Here is a 14,864-nt window from a genome sequence, read left to right as displayed (position 1 = left end):
CAAGCCAATCTGGCGGGGCCGCTTATTTCACGGCCTGCCTGCTGTCCAATCTGCATTGCCTTGCTGTCGCGCTACGCTCGACAGACCCCCATCTCATTTTCAGGAGGCTTAGATGCCTGTACGACGCACACGTAAAGATGACGGAAGCCAGTGGACCGCAGCGGATAGTCGCAGCGTCTACGGTATCCGGCACTGGGGCGCCGGGTATTTTTCGATCAGCGATGAGGGCCATGTCGAGGTGCGACCTCAGGGCCCCAACGGCGAGGCCATCGAGTTCACCAGCTTGATCGAACAGCTGCGCGATGCCGGGTTGACCCTCCCGTTGCTGGTGCGCTTCCCCGATATTCTCCAGGACCGTGTGCGTCGCTTGACCGGTGCCTTCGACGCCAATATCGAACGCTTGGAATACCAGAGCAAGTACACCGCGCTTTACCCGATCAAGGTCAACCAGCAAGAGGCGGTGATCGAAAACATCATCGCCACGCAGAACGTTTCCATTGGCCTGGAAGCGGGCTCCAAGCCCGAGTTGATGGCCGTACTGGCGCTGGCGCCCAAGGGCGGCACCATCGTCTGCAACGGGTACAAGGACCGTGAGTTCATTCGCCTGGCGCTGATGGGACAGAAACTCGGCCACAACGTATTCATCGTCATCGAGAAGATGTCGGAAGTAGGGCTGGTGATCGAGGAAGCCGCAGAGCTGAAGGTGATGCCGCAAGTTGGGTTGCGTGTGCGTTTGTCATCGCTGGCATCGAGCAAGTGGGCCGATACTGGTGGCGAAAAATCCAAGTTCGGCCTCTCAGCTGCTCAGCTGCTTACGGTCATCGACCGCTTCCGCGCGGCGGGCGTCGACCAGGGTGTTCGCTTGCTGCACTTCCACATGGGCTCGCAGATCGCCAACCTGGCCGATTACCGTGACGGCTTCCGTGAAGCCATCCGTTATTACGCCGAGCTACGGGCGCTTGGGCTGCCGGTCGACCATATCGACGTTGGTGGCGGTCTTGGCGTGGACTACGACGGTACCCATTCTCGCAACGCCAGCTCGATCAACTACGACATCGACGAATACGCCGGCACCGTGGTCGGCATGCTCAAGGAATTCTGCGACCGGCAGGAGCTGCCGCACCCGCACATCTTCTCCGAGAGCGGTCGGGCGATGACTGCGCACCACGCGGTGCTGGTCATGCAGGTAACCGACTTTGAGCGTCATAACGACGAGGCGCCGACCATCGAGAACTACGATGAGCTGCCCGAGATCGTGCAGGCATTGGCTGATTTGCTCGGCCCGACCGATCCGGAGATGGTCACCGAAACCTATTGGCGCGCGACTCACTACATGAGCGAGGCCGCGGCGCAGTACGCATCCGGCAAGCTGAGCCTGGCGCAGAAAGCACTGGCCGAGCAGAGCTATTTCGCCATTTGCCGCCGCCTGTACAACCAGCTTAAGGCGCGTCAGCGTTCGCATCGCGCCGTACTTGATGAGTTGAACGACAAGCTCGCGGACAAGTACATCTGCAACTTCTCGGTTTTCCAGAGCCTGCCGGACACCTGGGCGATCGACCAGATTCTGCCGATCGTGCCGTTGCATCGCCTGACCGAAGAGCCTGTACGTCGCGCAGTACTGCAGGATCTGACTTGCGACTCGGACGGCAAGATCAAGCATTACGTCGACGAGCAGAGCATCGAAAACAGCATGCCGGTGCACGACATTCAGGCGGGGGAGGAGTACTTCCTCGGCGTTTTCCTGGTGGGTGCTTACCAGGAAATTCTTGGCGACATGCACAACCTGTTCGGCGATACCGACTCGGTGAACGTCTATCAGCGTGAGGATGGCAGCTTCTATCACGCCGGCATTGAGACCCACGACACTATCGAGGATATGCTGCGCTATGTGCACCTGTCGCCGGAGGAGTTGATGACTTACTACCGCGATAAGGTGTCGAGTGCACGGCTCAGTGCCAAGGAGCGCACTCAGTACATCGATGCGCTGCGGCTGGGGCTGACGCGGTCTTCGTATCTGACGCCCTGATCGTCAGCAGGCTAGCCATTGGTCGTAGGGTGGATGGCGCTTTTTAGATCCACCTGGGCCTCGCTCGGTGGATCGATGAGGCGATCCACCCTGCAAGCTGTCGATCAGCACCGTTTGAGGCATTGACCGGCAGCAACCTGCCTCCTATGGCAATTGCAGGGCTCGCCTGGTGCCGGTCAAACCTTACGAACGAACTCGGATTTCAGCTTCATTGCGCCGATGCCATCGATCTTGCAATCGATGTCATGGTCGCCGTCGACGAGGCGGATGTTCTTCACCTTGGTGCCCACCTTCACCACCAGTGATGAACCCTTGACCTTCAGATCCTTGATCACCGTGACTGTGTCGCCGTCCTGTAGGGTGTTGCCGACCGAGTCCTTGATAACCTTTTCGTCCTTGCCGGCTGAAGCTTCCGGGTTGGCCGACCACTCGTGAGCGCACTCCGGGCAAACCAGCATCTGGCCGTCTTCATAGGTGTATTCGGAGTTGCATTGGGGGCAGGGTGGCAAAGCGCTCACGGCGAATCCTCGATGGCAGTAGCGAAAAGCCGCGGATTGTATAGGGTTTTTAACCGCTAGGGGCTGACACCGCCTGCTGCATCGATGGATCAGTATTCATCTTTGATGGCGCGGTAACGGTCTTCCAGCTCACGACGTATCTGACGACGCTGCTGGGCCTGGGCGCAGCGGCGCTTCTGATCAGGTGTTTGCGGATTCAGCGGGGGGACAGCGGCGGGACGGCCATCCTCACCGACCGCGACCATGGTGAAAAAGCAACTGTTGGTGTGGCGGACGGTTTTCTGCCGGATGTCTTCGGTTATCACTTTTATGCCGATTTCCATCGACGTGGTCCCAACGTAGTTGACCGAGGCGAGGAAGGTCACCAGTTCGCCCACGTGTACAGGCTGACGGAAGTTGACCTGATCGACTGATAGCGTGACTACGTATTGGCCGGCATAGCGGCTGGCGCATGCATAAGCCACTTCGTCGAGGTATTTCAGCAGCGTGCCGCCATGTACGTTGCCCGAAAAGTTGGCCTTGTCCGGCGTCATCAGGACGGTCATGGTCAGTTGGGCATGTGCATCTAACATGTTTCGCGGCTCGTGCTGGCAAAAAGGGCCGCTACTTTAGTCGAATACACACCGGCTGTGTTCGTCATATTGGCGGCGCCTTCAGTTTTTATTTGCACGGTCAATGCGGCAAGAGCGCACAGCTGCATTTATTTCCGCTCTCGTCCGGCTGGAGTATCCGCCTCTGTGCGGCTTTATTGACCTGCGCCAGTATCCCGGTTGCGCATATCCCTATAGTCCGGCTGCCATGCTTCCTTTCAACAGTGCCGGATTCTCAATGCGCCCGATCATTCTTATCCTGTGTTGCTGCTTTGCATCCATCGTCCATGCTAGCGAGGAGGCGATGGAGCGCTTCAGCTATCTGATGGACGACGCCAGGCGTCGCGAGCAGGCTTATGCGGCAGGCAAGGAGCGAGCAGTCTTCTGCGGGTACTGTCATGGCGAGGACGGCAACAGCAAGCGCCCGCACATTCCAAACCTGGCTGCGCAGAGCCCCGTTTATCTCTTTCACTCGTTCGAGAAGTTCGCCAGCGGCGAGCGCGTTGATTACGTAATGTCGAAGCTGGCGAAGAGCCTGACTCTCGAGGACAGGGTCAATATTGCGGTCTATTTCAGTCAGCAGAAGGTAGCTCCAGGTAACGTCACGGCTGACTCCGAGCTCGTCAAACGTGGTGGCGCACTGTTCCAGAGCACTTGCACGGTCTGCCACGGCGATCATGCACAGGGCATGGAAACCATGCCGCGCCTGGCCGGCCAACCTGATGAGTACGTTCGCAAGGCGCTTACCCGGTTCCGTGCCAACGATCCGAGCCGCGCCGGTTCAGTGATGATCGGCATCGCAAGCAAGCTGACCGATACGGACATCGCCTCGTTGGCCGCCTACCTGACTCAACTGCGCCTGAGCGATATGCAAGAGCAGCGGGCAAGTGCCCAGCTGACCGGCGCGGTGCCCCGCTGACGCTATCAATTGCTGATTCCCCCTCGCGCCCCGGCTGTAGGCGCGCGTGAGCCCAAGGCAGGCGTGAAGCAACCAGAAATTGCCTATCGCGCCGCTTCGCTTATTCAATTTCGCCTATCGGTCCCCGGACCCTAGTCTCCTCGACGCGTGCAACACGCAACTAAAACGAGAAGAGGACGACTAGATGAATCGTTACCTGTCAGGCGCTTTGCCTGCCCGCATGCTACTGAGCGTGCTTTCCGCCAGCTTGCTGAGCCTTTCGGCACATGCCGCTCCGCTGACCCGCGATAATGGCGCGCCGGTCGGCAACAATCAGAACTCGCAGACGGCCGGCCCCAACGGCCCAACTCTGCTACAGGATGTCCAGTTGCTGCAGAAGCTGCAGCGTTTCGGGCGCGAGCGCGTTCCTGAGCGCGTCGTGCATGCGCGGGGTACGGGCGCGCATGGTGAGTTCACCGCTACCGCTGACATCTCCGACCTCTCCCTGGCCAAGGTTTTCGAGAAGGGTGAAACAACCCCGGTCTTCGTCCGTTTTTCCACCGTGGTACACGGACTGCATTCGCCCGAAACACTGCGTGACCCGCGCGGCTTCGCCACCAAGTTCTACACCGCCGACGGCAACTGGGATCTGGTTGGCAACAACTTCCCGACCTTCTTCATCCGCGACGCGGTGAAGTTTCCGGACATGGTCCACTCGTTCAAGCCGGATCCGCGTACCAATCTGGACGACGACACTCGCCGCTTCGACTTCCTCTCGCATCACCCGGAAGCCACCCGCACCCTTACCCTGCTGTACTCCAATCAGGGCACCCCGGCCAGCTATCGCATGATGGATGGCAACGGCGTGCACGCTTACAAGCTGGTCAACGACGAAGGCCAGGTGCACTACGTCAAGTTCCATTGGAAAAGCCAGCAGGGCCTGAAGAACCTCGACCCGAAAGAAAACGAGGCGATGCAGGGTAAGGATTACAGCCATCTGAGCCGTGACCTGATCACCGCGATCGACAAGGGTGACTACCCCAAGTGGGATCTCTACATTCAGGTGCTCAAGCCGCAAGACCTTGCCAAGTTCGACTTCGATCCACTGGACGCCACAAAAATCTGGCCTGACGTGCCGGAGCGCAAGATTGGCCAGATGGTGCTGAACAAGAACCCCGACAACATCTTCCAGGAAACCGAACAGGTTGCCATGGCGCCGGCCAATCTGGTGCCCGGTATCGAGCCCTCCGAAGATCGTCTGCTGCAGGGGCGGTTGTTCTCCTATGCCGACACTCAGATGTATCGCGTCGGTGCCAACGGCATGAGCCTGCCAATCAACCGCCCGAAAGTGGACGTCAACAACGGCAACCAGGACGGCCAGCTGAACGGCGGGCACACCACCACCAGCGTCAACTACCAGCCGAGCCGCCGCGAGAATCGTGAAGAAACCCCGCGTGCCGAGCTCAGCAAACTGGAACTCAGCGGTACCACTCAACAGGCACCGATTCAGCGTCAGCAGAACTTCAAGCAGGCTGGCGATCTGTATCGCTCGTTCAGCGCGAAGGAGCAGAAGGACCTGATCAACACCCTGGGTGGCGAACTGGCCAAGGCTGACGAGGAGGCTCGCCATCACCTGCTGTCCTTCTTCTACAAGGCCGATGCCGAGTATGGCGAGGGGCTGACCAAGGTCGCCAAGTCCGATCTCAAGCGGGTTCAGGCGCTGGCCGCCGATCTGCAGGACTGACGCAGCAACGGGCCGTCGCCGAGTACGGCGGCCACTGACCCGAGCCAGCCTCGGGTCACCTATTTTCAGGAGTGGAGCATGAAGTGCCTTTACTTACTGGCTGCCTTGCTGCTCGGCAGTGGGCAGGCGTTCGCCGCGTCGGAACCGAGCGAGCTAGCGAACGATTCCGAGCATGTCCAGACTCAGTTACGCGACTATTTCTTCAACGCCGCACGCTTTGGCGATGATGAAGTGCTCGACGAATTCATCCAGGCCGGATACGACCTTAACACCTCCGACGAAAAGGGCTACACCGCACTGATCCTGGCCGCCTATAACGGCCATTCGGACACGGTGGAGCGATTGATCAGCGCCGGGGCCGATGCCTGCGCAAAGGACAAACGCGGTAATACCGCCTTGATGGGCGCGATCTTCAAAGGCGAGTTGCGTATTGCCAAGCGCTTGCTGGCAACCGAGTGCGACCCCGACATACGCAACAATGCCGGACAGACTCCGGCCATGTATGCCGCCCTGTTCCAGCGTGACGCCTTGCTCGAAGCGCTACGCGAGCGCGGGGCCGACCTCGAGGCAACCGATCCGCTGGGCAACAAGGTCGAGAGCCTGGCGCGTGGGGAAATCCGTACCCGCTGATCAATAGCTCTTGTACGGCAGGAACTTGCCGGACAGCACGACATTGACCCGATCGCCCTTTGGGTCCGGCTGGCGTTGGATGTCCATGGAGAAGTCAATGGCGCTCATGATGCCGTCGCCGAATTCTTCATGGATCAGTTCCTTGATGGTGCTGCCATAGACGTTGACCAGCTCATACCAGCGGTAAATGAGCGGGTCGGTGGGCACGGAGGTGGGAAGTGACCCTTTATAGGGCACGATTTGCAGCCAGGCGATGGCTTCGTCAGGCAACTCGAACAGCTTGCCGAGCGTCTCCGCCTGGGCCTTGTCGAACGCCATCTGGCCGAGGCAGCCAGCGGTGGTCCATTCCTTGGACATGCCGATGGATTCAGCTACCTGCGTCCATTTCAGGCTCTTGCGCACCTTGGCGGAAACGATCATCTGGGTCACTTGGCTACGGCAGGAAATCATTGCGGGTTCCTCTTCATCGGGCAGGAGTGAGCCGCGCGTTGCGGCTGGATGGCTAAGGCGATGCAGAGGATGTGCCACTCGGTAACCAGGTTGCTCCCGGAAATCGGATCAGTCGTATTCGGACGCCTCATGCTCTCCCAGTAACCGGCGTTGTCTAGGCGTCGCGGCGGCGATTACCTCCGGGTTGAAGTGCCACTGCAGATAAGGCGAAAACTTCTGCGCCACCATCCGGCGCCCGTAATGCACCTGAAGCAGATAGCGGCTGCGGTCGGCCGTACGGTTTCGGCTGCCAGCGTGCCAGAGGTCGCTGCGAAACAGCAGCACGTCACCGGCCTCGCAGAGCACCGGCTGCGGATCGCGACCTTGCCAGTGGGTTTCACCCGGACGTGGTTTGCGGCCAGCTCGGTGGCTGCCGGGTATCACCAGGGTAGGGCAGAGGTCGGCATCGATCCGGTCGAGATAGAGATGTGCGGTGCAAACCTGCATCGGCAATTCGAAAGCCGGATCTTGCAGCCATTGCTCCGGCAACTCCATGGCTAGGTAGTCGGCATGCAGCTCACCGCCGACGAAGCCGGGATGGCTGCGCCACGCAGTCTGCCCGATGGCGTGGCAATCCCTACCGAGGCAGGCCTCGGCCAGCTCGATCACGCCAGGTGGATCGAGCAGTTGCAGCCAGAACGGATCACGGTTGAACACGCACTTGTAGTGGTCGTCGACCAGCCCTTGGTAATCCCAATGGACGGGTTCAAGGCGATCGATAGCGGCGCGCACGGCCTTGATCTGCTGCGGCTGCAAAATCTGGCGCAGCAGGACGAAACCTTGCTCGTGCATGGTGTGCAGCTGCTCGGTGGTACGGGCTCGGCTCATGAAGGTGACTCGGCGATGCATGCATGGTCGACAGCTTGGCGAAAGCTTCGGTTCGTAAGCTCGCCCGGCTCGCGGTTGATCTAGATCGGCCCAGCAGGCGTTCGGCCACAAGCGGCGCGCCGGCGACACCCTCTCTCGTGCGAATCTCGGCGGCGTGGCCACAAGCGGCGTCTGCCGGTTCGCTTTCTCTACAGCTCATTTCCCGCATCTTCAGGCCTGGAGCTCATCTTTCTTGGCCAATTTTCCTGGCGTTCTGCCAACCGCTCCGCTCCAGCGCTGACCCTCGCGCTAGCCCGTTTCAGATTGTTCGCACCAGCTCTGCGCGCATGCACGTTCGTCGGTGCGATGGACTGAAAGCTTGTCCATGTCACGCGCAAATGATAATTAAACTCATTATCGCAAGGGCGACACATTCTTTCTCGCTGTGCCTTGCTCGTTGTGCATCTCCCATCCGACGAAGCATCGCTTCAAGGAGAATCATCATGGAGCACTGGAAACGGATCATCGAACTGGCCAACGGATATTTCAGCCGAGGCGAATATATCGATGCCAGAGAGCACTACCTGCAGGCCTTGGCACTCAGCCGAGTCCTGTTCGAGCGCTGGCATGACGCTGACGAAGCGGTCGCGGCCTACGTGATTTCCCATCACAACCTTGCCGACGTGCACCTGCGGTTGAAGCAGCCGGAGGAGAGCGCTGAATACCTCTGCGCCATTCACGAACACCTCCTGCAATGCCTCGTCGATCCGCGGATGACAGAAGAGCTGCGCCAGGCCTGTTTGCGTCACAGCCGCCACAGTTACGTCGAGCTTATCCAGTTCACCACTGCCCATGGCGACACCCCGCGCATCCGCCGCGTCCTCAGGCGCAGCGCCAACCAGCCTGCATCCATGCTGCAACAGCAGGCTCTCTTGCATGAAGGCCCCTCTCACGGAGTTCACTGACATGCCACATACGCTTCCCGATCTTCCTTACGCCTACGATGCGCTGGAGCCTCATATCGATGCCCAGACGATGGAAATTCACTACACCAAGCACCACCAGACCTACATCAACAACCTCAACGCGGCGCTGGAAGGCACAGAGTGGGCTGAGATTCCGGTAGAACAACTGCTGACGATGATCCAGCAGCTGCCATCCGATAAACATGCTGCAGTGATCAATCAGGGCGGAGGGCACGCCAACCATTCGCTGTTCTGGACGGTAATGGCGGTCAATGCCGGAGGTGCGCCGGACGGCGAGCTCGCCAAGGCTATCGATGAGCAGCTAGGCGGCTTCGATAAGTTCAAGGAAGCCTTCACCAAAGCTGCCGTGTCGCGCTTCGGCAGTGGCTGGGCCTGGCTTAGCGTTACGCCGGACAAGAAACTGGTAGTCGAACACACCGGCAACCAGGACAGCCCGTTGATGAAAGGCAATACCCCGATTCTGGGATTGGACGTCTGGGAACACGCCTACTACCTGCGCTACCAGAACCGCCGGCCGGAATACATCAACGCCTTCTATCAAGTGATCAACTGGCCGGAAGTGCAGCGGCGCTATCAGGCGGCCTTGGCCTGACAACGCAGGCACGGCATCCGTTATCCGGTGCCGTGCCGCTCACTTGGTTACAACCCCGCCGCGCCGATGATCCTCAATCCGCTCTGACCATTGCCCATGCGCTGCACCTGAATCTGCACCGGAATGCGCTCGTGCATTTCCGCCACGTGGGAAATCACCGCGACCTTACGGCCTTGGGCCTGCAGCGAGTCCAGGGCGTCCATGGCGATCTGCAGGGATTCCGGATCGAGGCTGCCGAAGCCTTCGTCGATGAACAGCGACTCGATCTTGAGCTTGCTCGATGCCATCGAGGCCAGTCCCAGGGCCAGGGCCAGCGAGACGAGGAAGGTCTCTCCACCCGACAGCGAATGCACCGAGCGCAGCTCGTCGCCCATCTCCGTATCCATCACCAACAGCCCCAACGGGCTGCCGCCGCGCTTGAGCCGGTAACGCCGGGCCAGCTGGCGCAGCTGCACGTTGGCGTGCTGCACCAGTAGATCGAGATTGTAAGCCTGGGCGATCTTGCGGAAGGCACCACCATCGCTGGAGCCGATCAAGGCAGCGATGCGGCCCCAGCGCTGGCTTTCGGCCGTCGCATCGTCGATCTGCTGGAGCAGCGCCCGGCTCTGGTTGCGCCGCCGGTCATCGTCAAGGAGCGCAGCGCGACTCTCGGCGCTGCGTTGCTCGGCCGCGTTGCAGCTGATTTCCTGCTCGGCGTACTGCCGTTTCAGGGTTTCGCCGTCCGGTGCATCGGGTTGCCCGGCCTGATGCGTGGCCAGCCGCTGCGTGCAGCCGTCCAGCCGTTCACGGCTGCGGGCGAGCTGCTCGGTGTTGGCGCGCAGGCGCTCGCGGGCTTCGGCGAGCAAAGCGTCGTCCAGTTGCAGCAACTGGGTCAGGGTCGCATCGTCCAGATCGGGGTGTGCGGCGCGCCAGGCGACAAGGTCTTCGCCGAGGGATTTGCGTTCGGCAAGGAGCTCGTCGCGGCGCCCGGCGCAGTTCTGCTGCTCGCTGGCGAGCCGGGTCAGCTCGACGCGCGCCTCGTTCAGTTGCCGATCGATATCAGCTTGCTGCTGGCGGGCGGCCTGGATTGCGATCTCCAGCTGCTGTTGCCAGCCTTGAGCGTTGGCTTGCTCACCCAGGCTGTCACGCAGGCTCTGGCGACAGGCCAGCTCGCGGCTTTCAAGATCGGTGAGGCGGGCCCCACATGCCTTGAGCTGGTCGAGACGATGCTGCTGTTGCAGCTGCTCGCGATCCAGTGCGCTCTGGCGCTCCTGTCTCTCTCCGCCGAGTTCTGTCTGCTGGTCGATCTGCTGACGCCGGGCCTCGACCTGGCTGTCGAGCTGCATGAAGGTTTCGGCCGGCGCCTCACGCCAACGGCCCAGGAGCGTGACAGGTAGCAGATTGGCGAATTCGGCCAGCTCTTCGTCCAGCCGTTCCTCGTCGCGGGCGATGGCGTCGCGCTGACCAGTGAGGGTCTGAGTCGCCTGGACGCAGGCTTCACGTGCGCTCTGCCAAGCGCCCTGCAGGTTTTCGCTGCGCTGCTGAAGCGCCAGCAGTTCGCGCTGTCGGGCGTTGGCCGTGGTCATGTCGGCTTTGAGCGTGGCAAGTCTGGCGTCGAGCCAGGATTGGCGCTCCGCTTCCGGCTTCTTCAGCAGCTCGGCATAGAGGGACAGGGCGGCCAGTTGCGAGTCCAGCTTCGCCAGCTCGTCGGCGATTTCCGCCTTTCGCTGCCCGTTCTGCTTGATGCCCGTGGTCAGGGCGATGTGCTGGTCGCGCAGTGCCTGAAGTTTTTCGTCGTGACGTTTCAGCTGCAGCTGGGCCTGCTCGGCTTCACGCTCGTCGTCCTGGTCAAGCGCGGCGAGCAACGCCTTGCCGTCATGCCAGGGATGTTCGAGGCTGCCGCAGACGCTGCACGGCTCGCCCGGGGCGAGCGCCGCGCGCAAGGCTTCGACATTGGCGCTGCGTGCCAGGCGCTGGCGATCCAGCAGGGCTTGCACCACCTTGAGCGCCTTTTCCGCGTCGTCCCGCTCGCTTCGAGCGAGTTTGCCGGCCTGCGTCAGGGCGTTGAGTTCGTGCTGCTGACGGCTTTGCTCGTCGAGCAATGCCTGTTGCTGATTTGCCAGTTGCTGCTGGCGGGACCAGAGCCCCAGCAGGCTTTCACCTTCGCGCTGGGCTTCGCGCCAACCTTCCAGCTGCGCGTTGAGTTGAGCAAGCTGCTCAGCGAGGCCGGTTTCACCGCCAATTTCGGCTTGCAACGCGTCGAGCGCCTGGCGTGCGTGCATTTGCGCGGCCTCGGCAGTCTTGGCAGCGCTTTCCAGGGCGGGAAGCTCCTGACGGCCTTGCTGCAGGCGAGCCGCGATCTGCACGGCCTGTTGCAGGCGCGGTCGGTAGCCGTTCCAGGCGGCGCACAGCGGTTGCAGCTCGGCGCTGCGGGCCAGGTCGTCGGTCAGAGTCGCCAGGTGTGCGGTGGTCAGTTCCTGCTGCTGGTGCAGCTGAGCGAGGATCTGTTCGCCAGCTTTGCCCGCGGCTTCGGCGTGTTCGGCTTGCCGACGCGCATCGCTCAGGTCGTTGACCAGATGGCTTAGACGTTCCTCTTCGCGGCGCGCCTGGACCAGCCTGGGTTCGGCGGCTTTGAGTGCTTGCTCGGCGGATTTCAATGCCTCGGTCGATGTCTTGCAAAGTTGTTCCAGCTCGTCGAGCCGCTGCTGCACTGCGCTGTGCTCGCGGCTATGGCGAGCCAGGTTGTCTTCGACCTTCGCCAGCTGCGGCGCCAGTTCCTGCTCACGAATGAAGCGATGGCGCTGCGGCGCCAGGAGTTCGAACAGCGCGAGAATGCGGCGGGCGTCCGCCAGATTCTCGTGCTCGGTTTCCGCATCGCTCAGCTGCTGCCTGGCCTGGTCGCGTTCGCCTTGCAAACGGGCCAGATCCTGTAGCCATTGGCTCTGTTGTTTCAGCGTCTCGAGCTGCTGCTGCAGCGTTTTGAGCTCGGCCATTTGAGTCTGGTGCTGAACCTCCAGCGCCTGGCGCGCTTCGGGCTCCAGGGGCTGTACGCCGCCGGCCTGCTGTTGCAGGGCGGTGAGCGTCTCGCGGGCGCGCTTGGCTGCTTCGAAGGCGGCCTGACCGAGGCGACTGTAGAGGCCGGTGTCGGTGAGCTTTTCCAAAAGGGTGCCGCGGTCGTTGTCGTCTGCTTTGAGAAAAGCCGAGAACTCGCTCTGCGCCAGCAGTACAGCGCGGGTGAACTGCGGCAGGGTCAGGCCGAGCTTGGCTTCGAGCAATTCCTTGAACTCACGCTTCTTGCCGCTGGCGAGTAGCTGGCCGTTATCCAGATCCTGAAGGCTTTGGCTGCTGGCTTGCAGGCGCCCATCGATCTTCTCGCGGGCGCGCTTGACCTCCCAGCGGGCGCGGTAGCGATGCCCGTCCACGCCGACGAAATCCACTTCCGCATAGCCGCTGCCGCAGCCGCGGCGCAGCAGGTTGCGCTCGTCACCGCTGCCTATCTCGTCGCTACCGTCTGGCACCTTGCTCAGCAGCGAGGCACCATCGAGTCGCGGCGTGCTGCCGAACAGCGCCAGGCACAAGGCATCGAGGATGGTGCTCTTGCCGGCACCTGTAGGCCCGGTGATGGCGAACAGGCCGGCGCTGGCCAGGGGTTCGGCAGTGAAATCGATGGCCTGCTCACCCGCCAGCGAGGCGAGGTTCTTCAGGCGAATGGCGAGGATCTTCATCGGGCGTCTCCTTCACAGGCGAACTCGACGCTTTGCAGCAGGCTGGCAAAGTCATCCAGCGCCTGTTCGTCCGGCGGGTTGCCGAACTGTTCCTCCCACGCACGGGCGAAGAGCTCCTGCGGCGTGATCTGGTCAAGGCCGAGCAGCACCTCCGATTCGGCCTCGCCGCGCTTGCCGGCGTATTCGCTGGCGATGCGCACCAGCCGGCAGGCCTTGCCAGTGATGGCCGCTTGGATGCGCTGGCGCAGGTCAGGAAGGGGTTCGTCGAGCTGCACGCGCACTTCCAGCCAGGGCAGGTTCTCGGCGAACAGGCCCACCGGCGGTAGTGCTTCGAGCTTGGTGATGACCTCGGCCAGGGGCGCACGGCCAATGCGGATCATCTCCACGGCGCGTGGGACTGGCAGCGGCTCGGCGCTGGCGAGCCCTTCGCCCTCGAAATCGACCAGCAACACCTGATGCGGGTAGTTGATCTCGCCAAACGACAGCGGTAGCGGCGAGCCGCTGTAGCGGATGCGCTCCTGGCCGGCGACCTTCTGCGGCTTGTGCAGATGGCCGAGGGCGACGTAGGCGATGGGCTCGGGGAAAAGGCTGGCCGGCAGTGCCTCGGCATTGCCGATGACGATGTTGCGCTCCGAATCTTCAGAGACTGCACCGCCGGCCATATGCGCGTGGCTCATGGCGATCAGCGCCTGGCCGGGTTGGCGCTGCGCTTCGGCCGCGGCGATCAGGTGCTGATGGACGTGACGGATGCCGGCCATGTAGTCCTCACCGGCCTCACCGCCGGTGACTTCCGCCGGGCGCAGAAAGGGCAGGGCGAGGCACCAGCCGGCAACCTGGCCCTTGGCGTCGTGCAGAGGCACCAGCAGGCGGCTGTGGTCGAGCTGATTTTCCGCGATCCAGCTGATGCGGCCGATGGCATGGGCGTTGAGGCGCCGCATCAGCGGCCCGGGCAGCTCAATGCGCCCGCCCGAATCGTGGTTGCCGGCGATCATCACGATGTCCAGCTGCGGGAGCTTTTCGTGGGCGCGGACGATGAAGTCGTAGAGGCGTTCCTGAGCTTTTAATGGCGGGTTGACCGTGTCGAAGATATCGCCTGCGATCAGCAGGGCGTCCGGTTGATGCGCGGTGAGCTGGTCGAGCAGCCAGGCGAGGAACTGCGCGTGTTCGTAGTCGCGGTCCTGGCCATGGAGGGTCTGGCCGAGGTGCCAGTCGGAGGTGTGGATCAGGCGCATACGAGGAGTCTTTTGTAATGGCGGTTGGGCGTCTGCCGGCGCGCTAGGGGTGCGAGGTCTGGCTGAAGGCGTGGAGCAGTACGCGTAGTGCTCCCACGGGAAGCGTTTTGGCTTTTGCTTCCTGAGGTATCGCCTATTGGCGGGATAGGCTGGGGCATTGGTTTCGCCCTGCTGGGCGACTCACTTTTTCCAGGCGCGGAAAAAGTAAGCAAAAACGCTTGCCCCTGCATCCGGCCCCGGCTGCGCCGGGGTTCCCTCGTTCCGGTGACGTTCCAGGGGCCCGCCGCGACGGGCCATCCATGGCCCAGCGCGGCTCTCGCGGCATCCATGCCGCTCATCCCATTCCACCCCACCTGCGCTCGGCCTCCTGAAAGGGGCGATTTGGTGGCGTCTGATGGCCCGTGCACCGAAGCGGTAAAACCAGCTATCTGTAGAGTGGGTAACGCGAAACTTGCCCAGTGCTTTTCTCGGCCGCAGATAGCTTCCGGTTCCCGTGTCGATCCCGGTGGAAAATGCTTCGTAGTTTTCAACCCTACGAAGCTAAAAAGGGATTGAGTCCTAGTCGCCTCGCAACCCTCAAAAAGCGTAACAAGTGGCCTTTGCTTCTTTGTCGACAGACGAACCATCAGACGACGCCAAACGCCCCTT

12 protein-coding genes are annotated in these 14,864 nt (G+C 61.7%); 6 read left to right on the top strand and 6 right to left on the bottom strand.

Translation table 11 applies throughout. The features are described 5' to 3' along the window. Positions 1-112: 112 nt before the first annotated feature. Positions 113-2,026 carry an arginine decarboxylase gene (speA, locus tag EA797_RS13515; RefSeq protein ID WP_122165962.1) on the top strand — a complete coding sequence of 638 codons (1,914 nt, stop codon included), beginning with the start codon at positions 113-115 and terminating at the stop codon, positions 2,024-2,026. 176 nt (positions 2,027-2,202) lie between these two features. Here speA and EA797_RS13510 read toward each other — a convergent pair whose 3' ends face one another. Then, the gene (locus EA797_RS13510; protein ID WP_122165960.1) at positions 2,203-2,544 is read right to left on the bottom strand and encodes a zinc ribbon domain-containing protein YjdM; all 342 of its coding nucleotides are present in this window, start codon (positions 2,542-2,544) and stop codon (positions 2,203-2,205) included. Positions 2,545-2,633: 89 nt separating this feature from the next. Further along, positions 2,634-3,116, bottom strand: a complete 483-nt coding sequence (locus tag EA797_RS13505; RefSeq protein WP_122165958.1) for an acyl-CoA thioesterase — start codon at positions 3,114-3,116, stop codon at positions 2,634-2,636. Positions 3,117-3,372: 256 nt separating this feature from the next. Here EA797_RS13505 and EA797_RS13500 point away from each other — a divergent pair, with 256 nt between their 5' ends. The 3 genes from EA797_RS13500 to EA797_RS13490 all read left to right on the top strand — a co-directional run bounded on the left by EA797_RS13500 (position 3,373) and on the right by EA797_RS13490 (position 6,406). Further along, positions 3,373-4,053: a c-type cytochrome gene (locus tag EA797_RS13500; RefSeq protein ID WP_122165956.1), complete on the top strand. Its 681-nt coding sequence runs from the start codon at positions 3,373-3,375 to the stop codon at positions 4,051-4,053. Between the two features lie 220 nt (positions 4,054-4,273). After that, on the top strand, positions 4,274-5,776 hold the full coding sequence (locus EA797_RS13495) for a catalase (RefSeq protein WP_425275576.1): 1,503 nt from the start codon (positions 4,274-4,276) through the stop codon (positions 5,774-5,776). A 78-nt stretch (positions 5,777-5,854) separates the two neighbouring features. Continuing rightward, positions 5,855-6,406, top strand: coding sequence for an ankyrin repeat domain-containing protein (locus EA797_RS13490; protein ID WP_122165952.1), 552 nt, complete (start codon positions 5,855-5,857; stop codon positions 6,404-6,406). Here EA797_RS13490 and cynS read toward each other — a convergent pair whose 3' ends face one another. Both cynS and EA797_RS13480 read right to left on the bottom strand, forming a co-directional pair. Continuing rightward, positions 6,407-6,856, bottom strand: a complete 450-nt coding sequence (gene cynS / locus EA797_RS13485; RefSeq protein WP_122165950.1) for a cyanase — start codon at positions 6,854-6,856, stop codon at positions 6,407-6,409. 108 nt (positions 6,857-6,964) lie between these two features. Beyond that, positions 6,965-7,723 (bottom strand): phytanoyl-CoA dioxygenase family protein, encoded by a 759-nt coding sequence (locus EA797_RS13480; RefSeq protein ID WP_122166336.1) that lies wholly within the window; start codon positions 7,721-7,723, stop codon positions 6,965-6,967. 482 nt (positions 7,724-8,205) lie between these two features. Here EA797_RS13480 and EA797_RS13475 point away from each other — a divergent pair, with 482 nt between their 5' ends. Together EA797_RS13475 and EA797_RS13470 are read left to right on the top strand one after the other, a co-directional pair. Further along, positions 8,206-8,667: a tetratricopeptide repeat protein gene (locus EA797_RS13475; protein WP_122165948.1), complete on the top strand. Its 462-nt coding sequence runs from the start codon at positions 8,206-8,208 to the stop codon at positions 8,665-8,667. Position 8,668: 1 nt separating this feature from the next. After that, a complete protein-coding gene (locus tag EA797_RS13470) occupies positions 8,669-9,280 on the top strand; it encodes a superoxide dismutase (protein ID WP_122165946.1) in 612 nt (203 codons plus the stop codon). 47 nt (positions 9,281-9,327) lie between these two features. Here the strand turns inward: EA797_RS13470 and EA797_RS13465 are convergent, their stop codons facing one another. After that, positions 9,328-12,984, bottom strand: a complete 3,657-nt coding sequence (locus tag EA797_RS13465; protein ID WP_122165944.1) for an AAA family ATPase — start codon at positions 12,982-12,984, stop codon at positions 9,328-9,330. Further along, positions 12,981-14,216, bottom strand: a complete 1,236-nt coding sequence (locus EA797_RS13460; protein ID WP_122165942.1) for an exonuclease SbcCD subunit D C-terminal domain-containing protein — start codon at positions 14,214-14,216, stop codon at positions 12,981-12,983. Before EA797_RS13460 ends, EA797_RS13465 begins: the two co-directional genes overlap by 4 nt. Between the last annotated feature and the right edge of the window lie 648 nt (positions 14,217-14,864).

Origin of the sequence: Stutzerimonas zhaodongensis, from assembly GCF_003696365.1 — a bacterium.
GTDB classification, from domain to species: domain Bacteria; phylum Pseudomonadota; class Gammaproteobacteria; order Pseudomonadales; family Pseudomonadaceae; genus Stutzerimonas; species Stutzerimonas zhaodongensis.
Note: the sequence above shows the minus strand (reverse complement) of the source record. Positions and strands in the feature narration are given on the sequence as shown.

Coding starts and splice junctions, on each gene's coding strand:
- speA (WP_122165962.1), top strand. CDS start 113: ATGCCTGTACGACGCACACGTAAAGATGACGGAAGCCAGTGGACCGCA.
- EA797_RS13505 (WP_122165958.1), bottom strand. CDS start 3,116: ATGTTAGATGCACATGCCCAACTGACCATGACCGTCCTGATGACGCCG.
- EA797_RS13500 (WP_122165956.1), top strand. CDS start 3,373: ATGCGCCCGATCATTCTTATCCTGTGTTGCTGCTTTGCATCCATCGTC.
- EA797_RS13495 (WP_425275576.1), top strand. CDS start 4,274: ATGCTACTGAGCGTGCTTTCCGCCAGCTTGCTGAGCCTTTCGGCACAT.
- EA797_RS13490 (WP_122165952.1), top strand. CDS start 5,855: ATGAAGTGCCTTTACTTACTGGCTGCCTTGCTGCTCGGCAGTGGGCAG.
- cynS (WP_122165950.1), bottom strand. CDS start 6,856: ATGATTTCCTGCCGTAGCCAAGTGACCCAGATGATCGTTTCCGCCAAG.
- EA797_RS13480 (WP_122166336.1), bottom strand. CDS start 7,723: ATGAGCCGAGCCCGTACCACCGAGCAGCTGCACACCATGCACGAGCAA.
- EA797_RS13475 (WP_122165948.1), top strand. CDS start 8,206: ATGGAGCACTGGAAACGGATCATCGAACTGGCCAACGGATATTTCAGC.
- EA797_RS13470 (WP_122165946.1), top strand. CDS start 8,669: ATGCCACATACGCTTCCCGATCTTCCTTACGCCTACGATGCGCTGGAG.
- EA797_RS13465 (WP_122165944.1), bottom strand. CDS start 12,984: ATGAAGATCCTCGCCATTCGCCTGAAGAACCTCGCCTCGCTGGCGGGT.
- EA797_RS13460 (WP_122165942.1), bottom strand. CDS start 14,216: ATGCGCCTGATCCACACCTCCGACTGGCACCTCGGCCAGACCCTCCAT.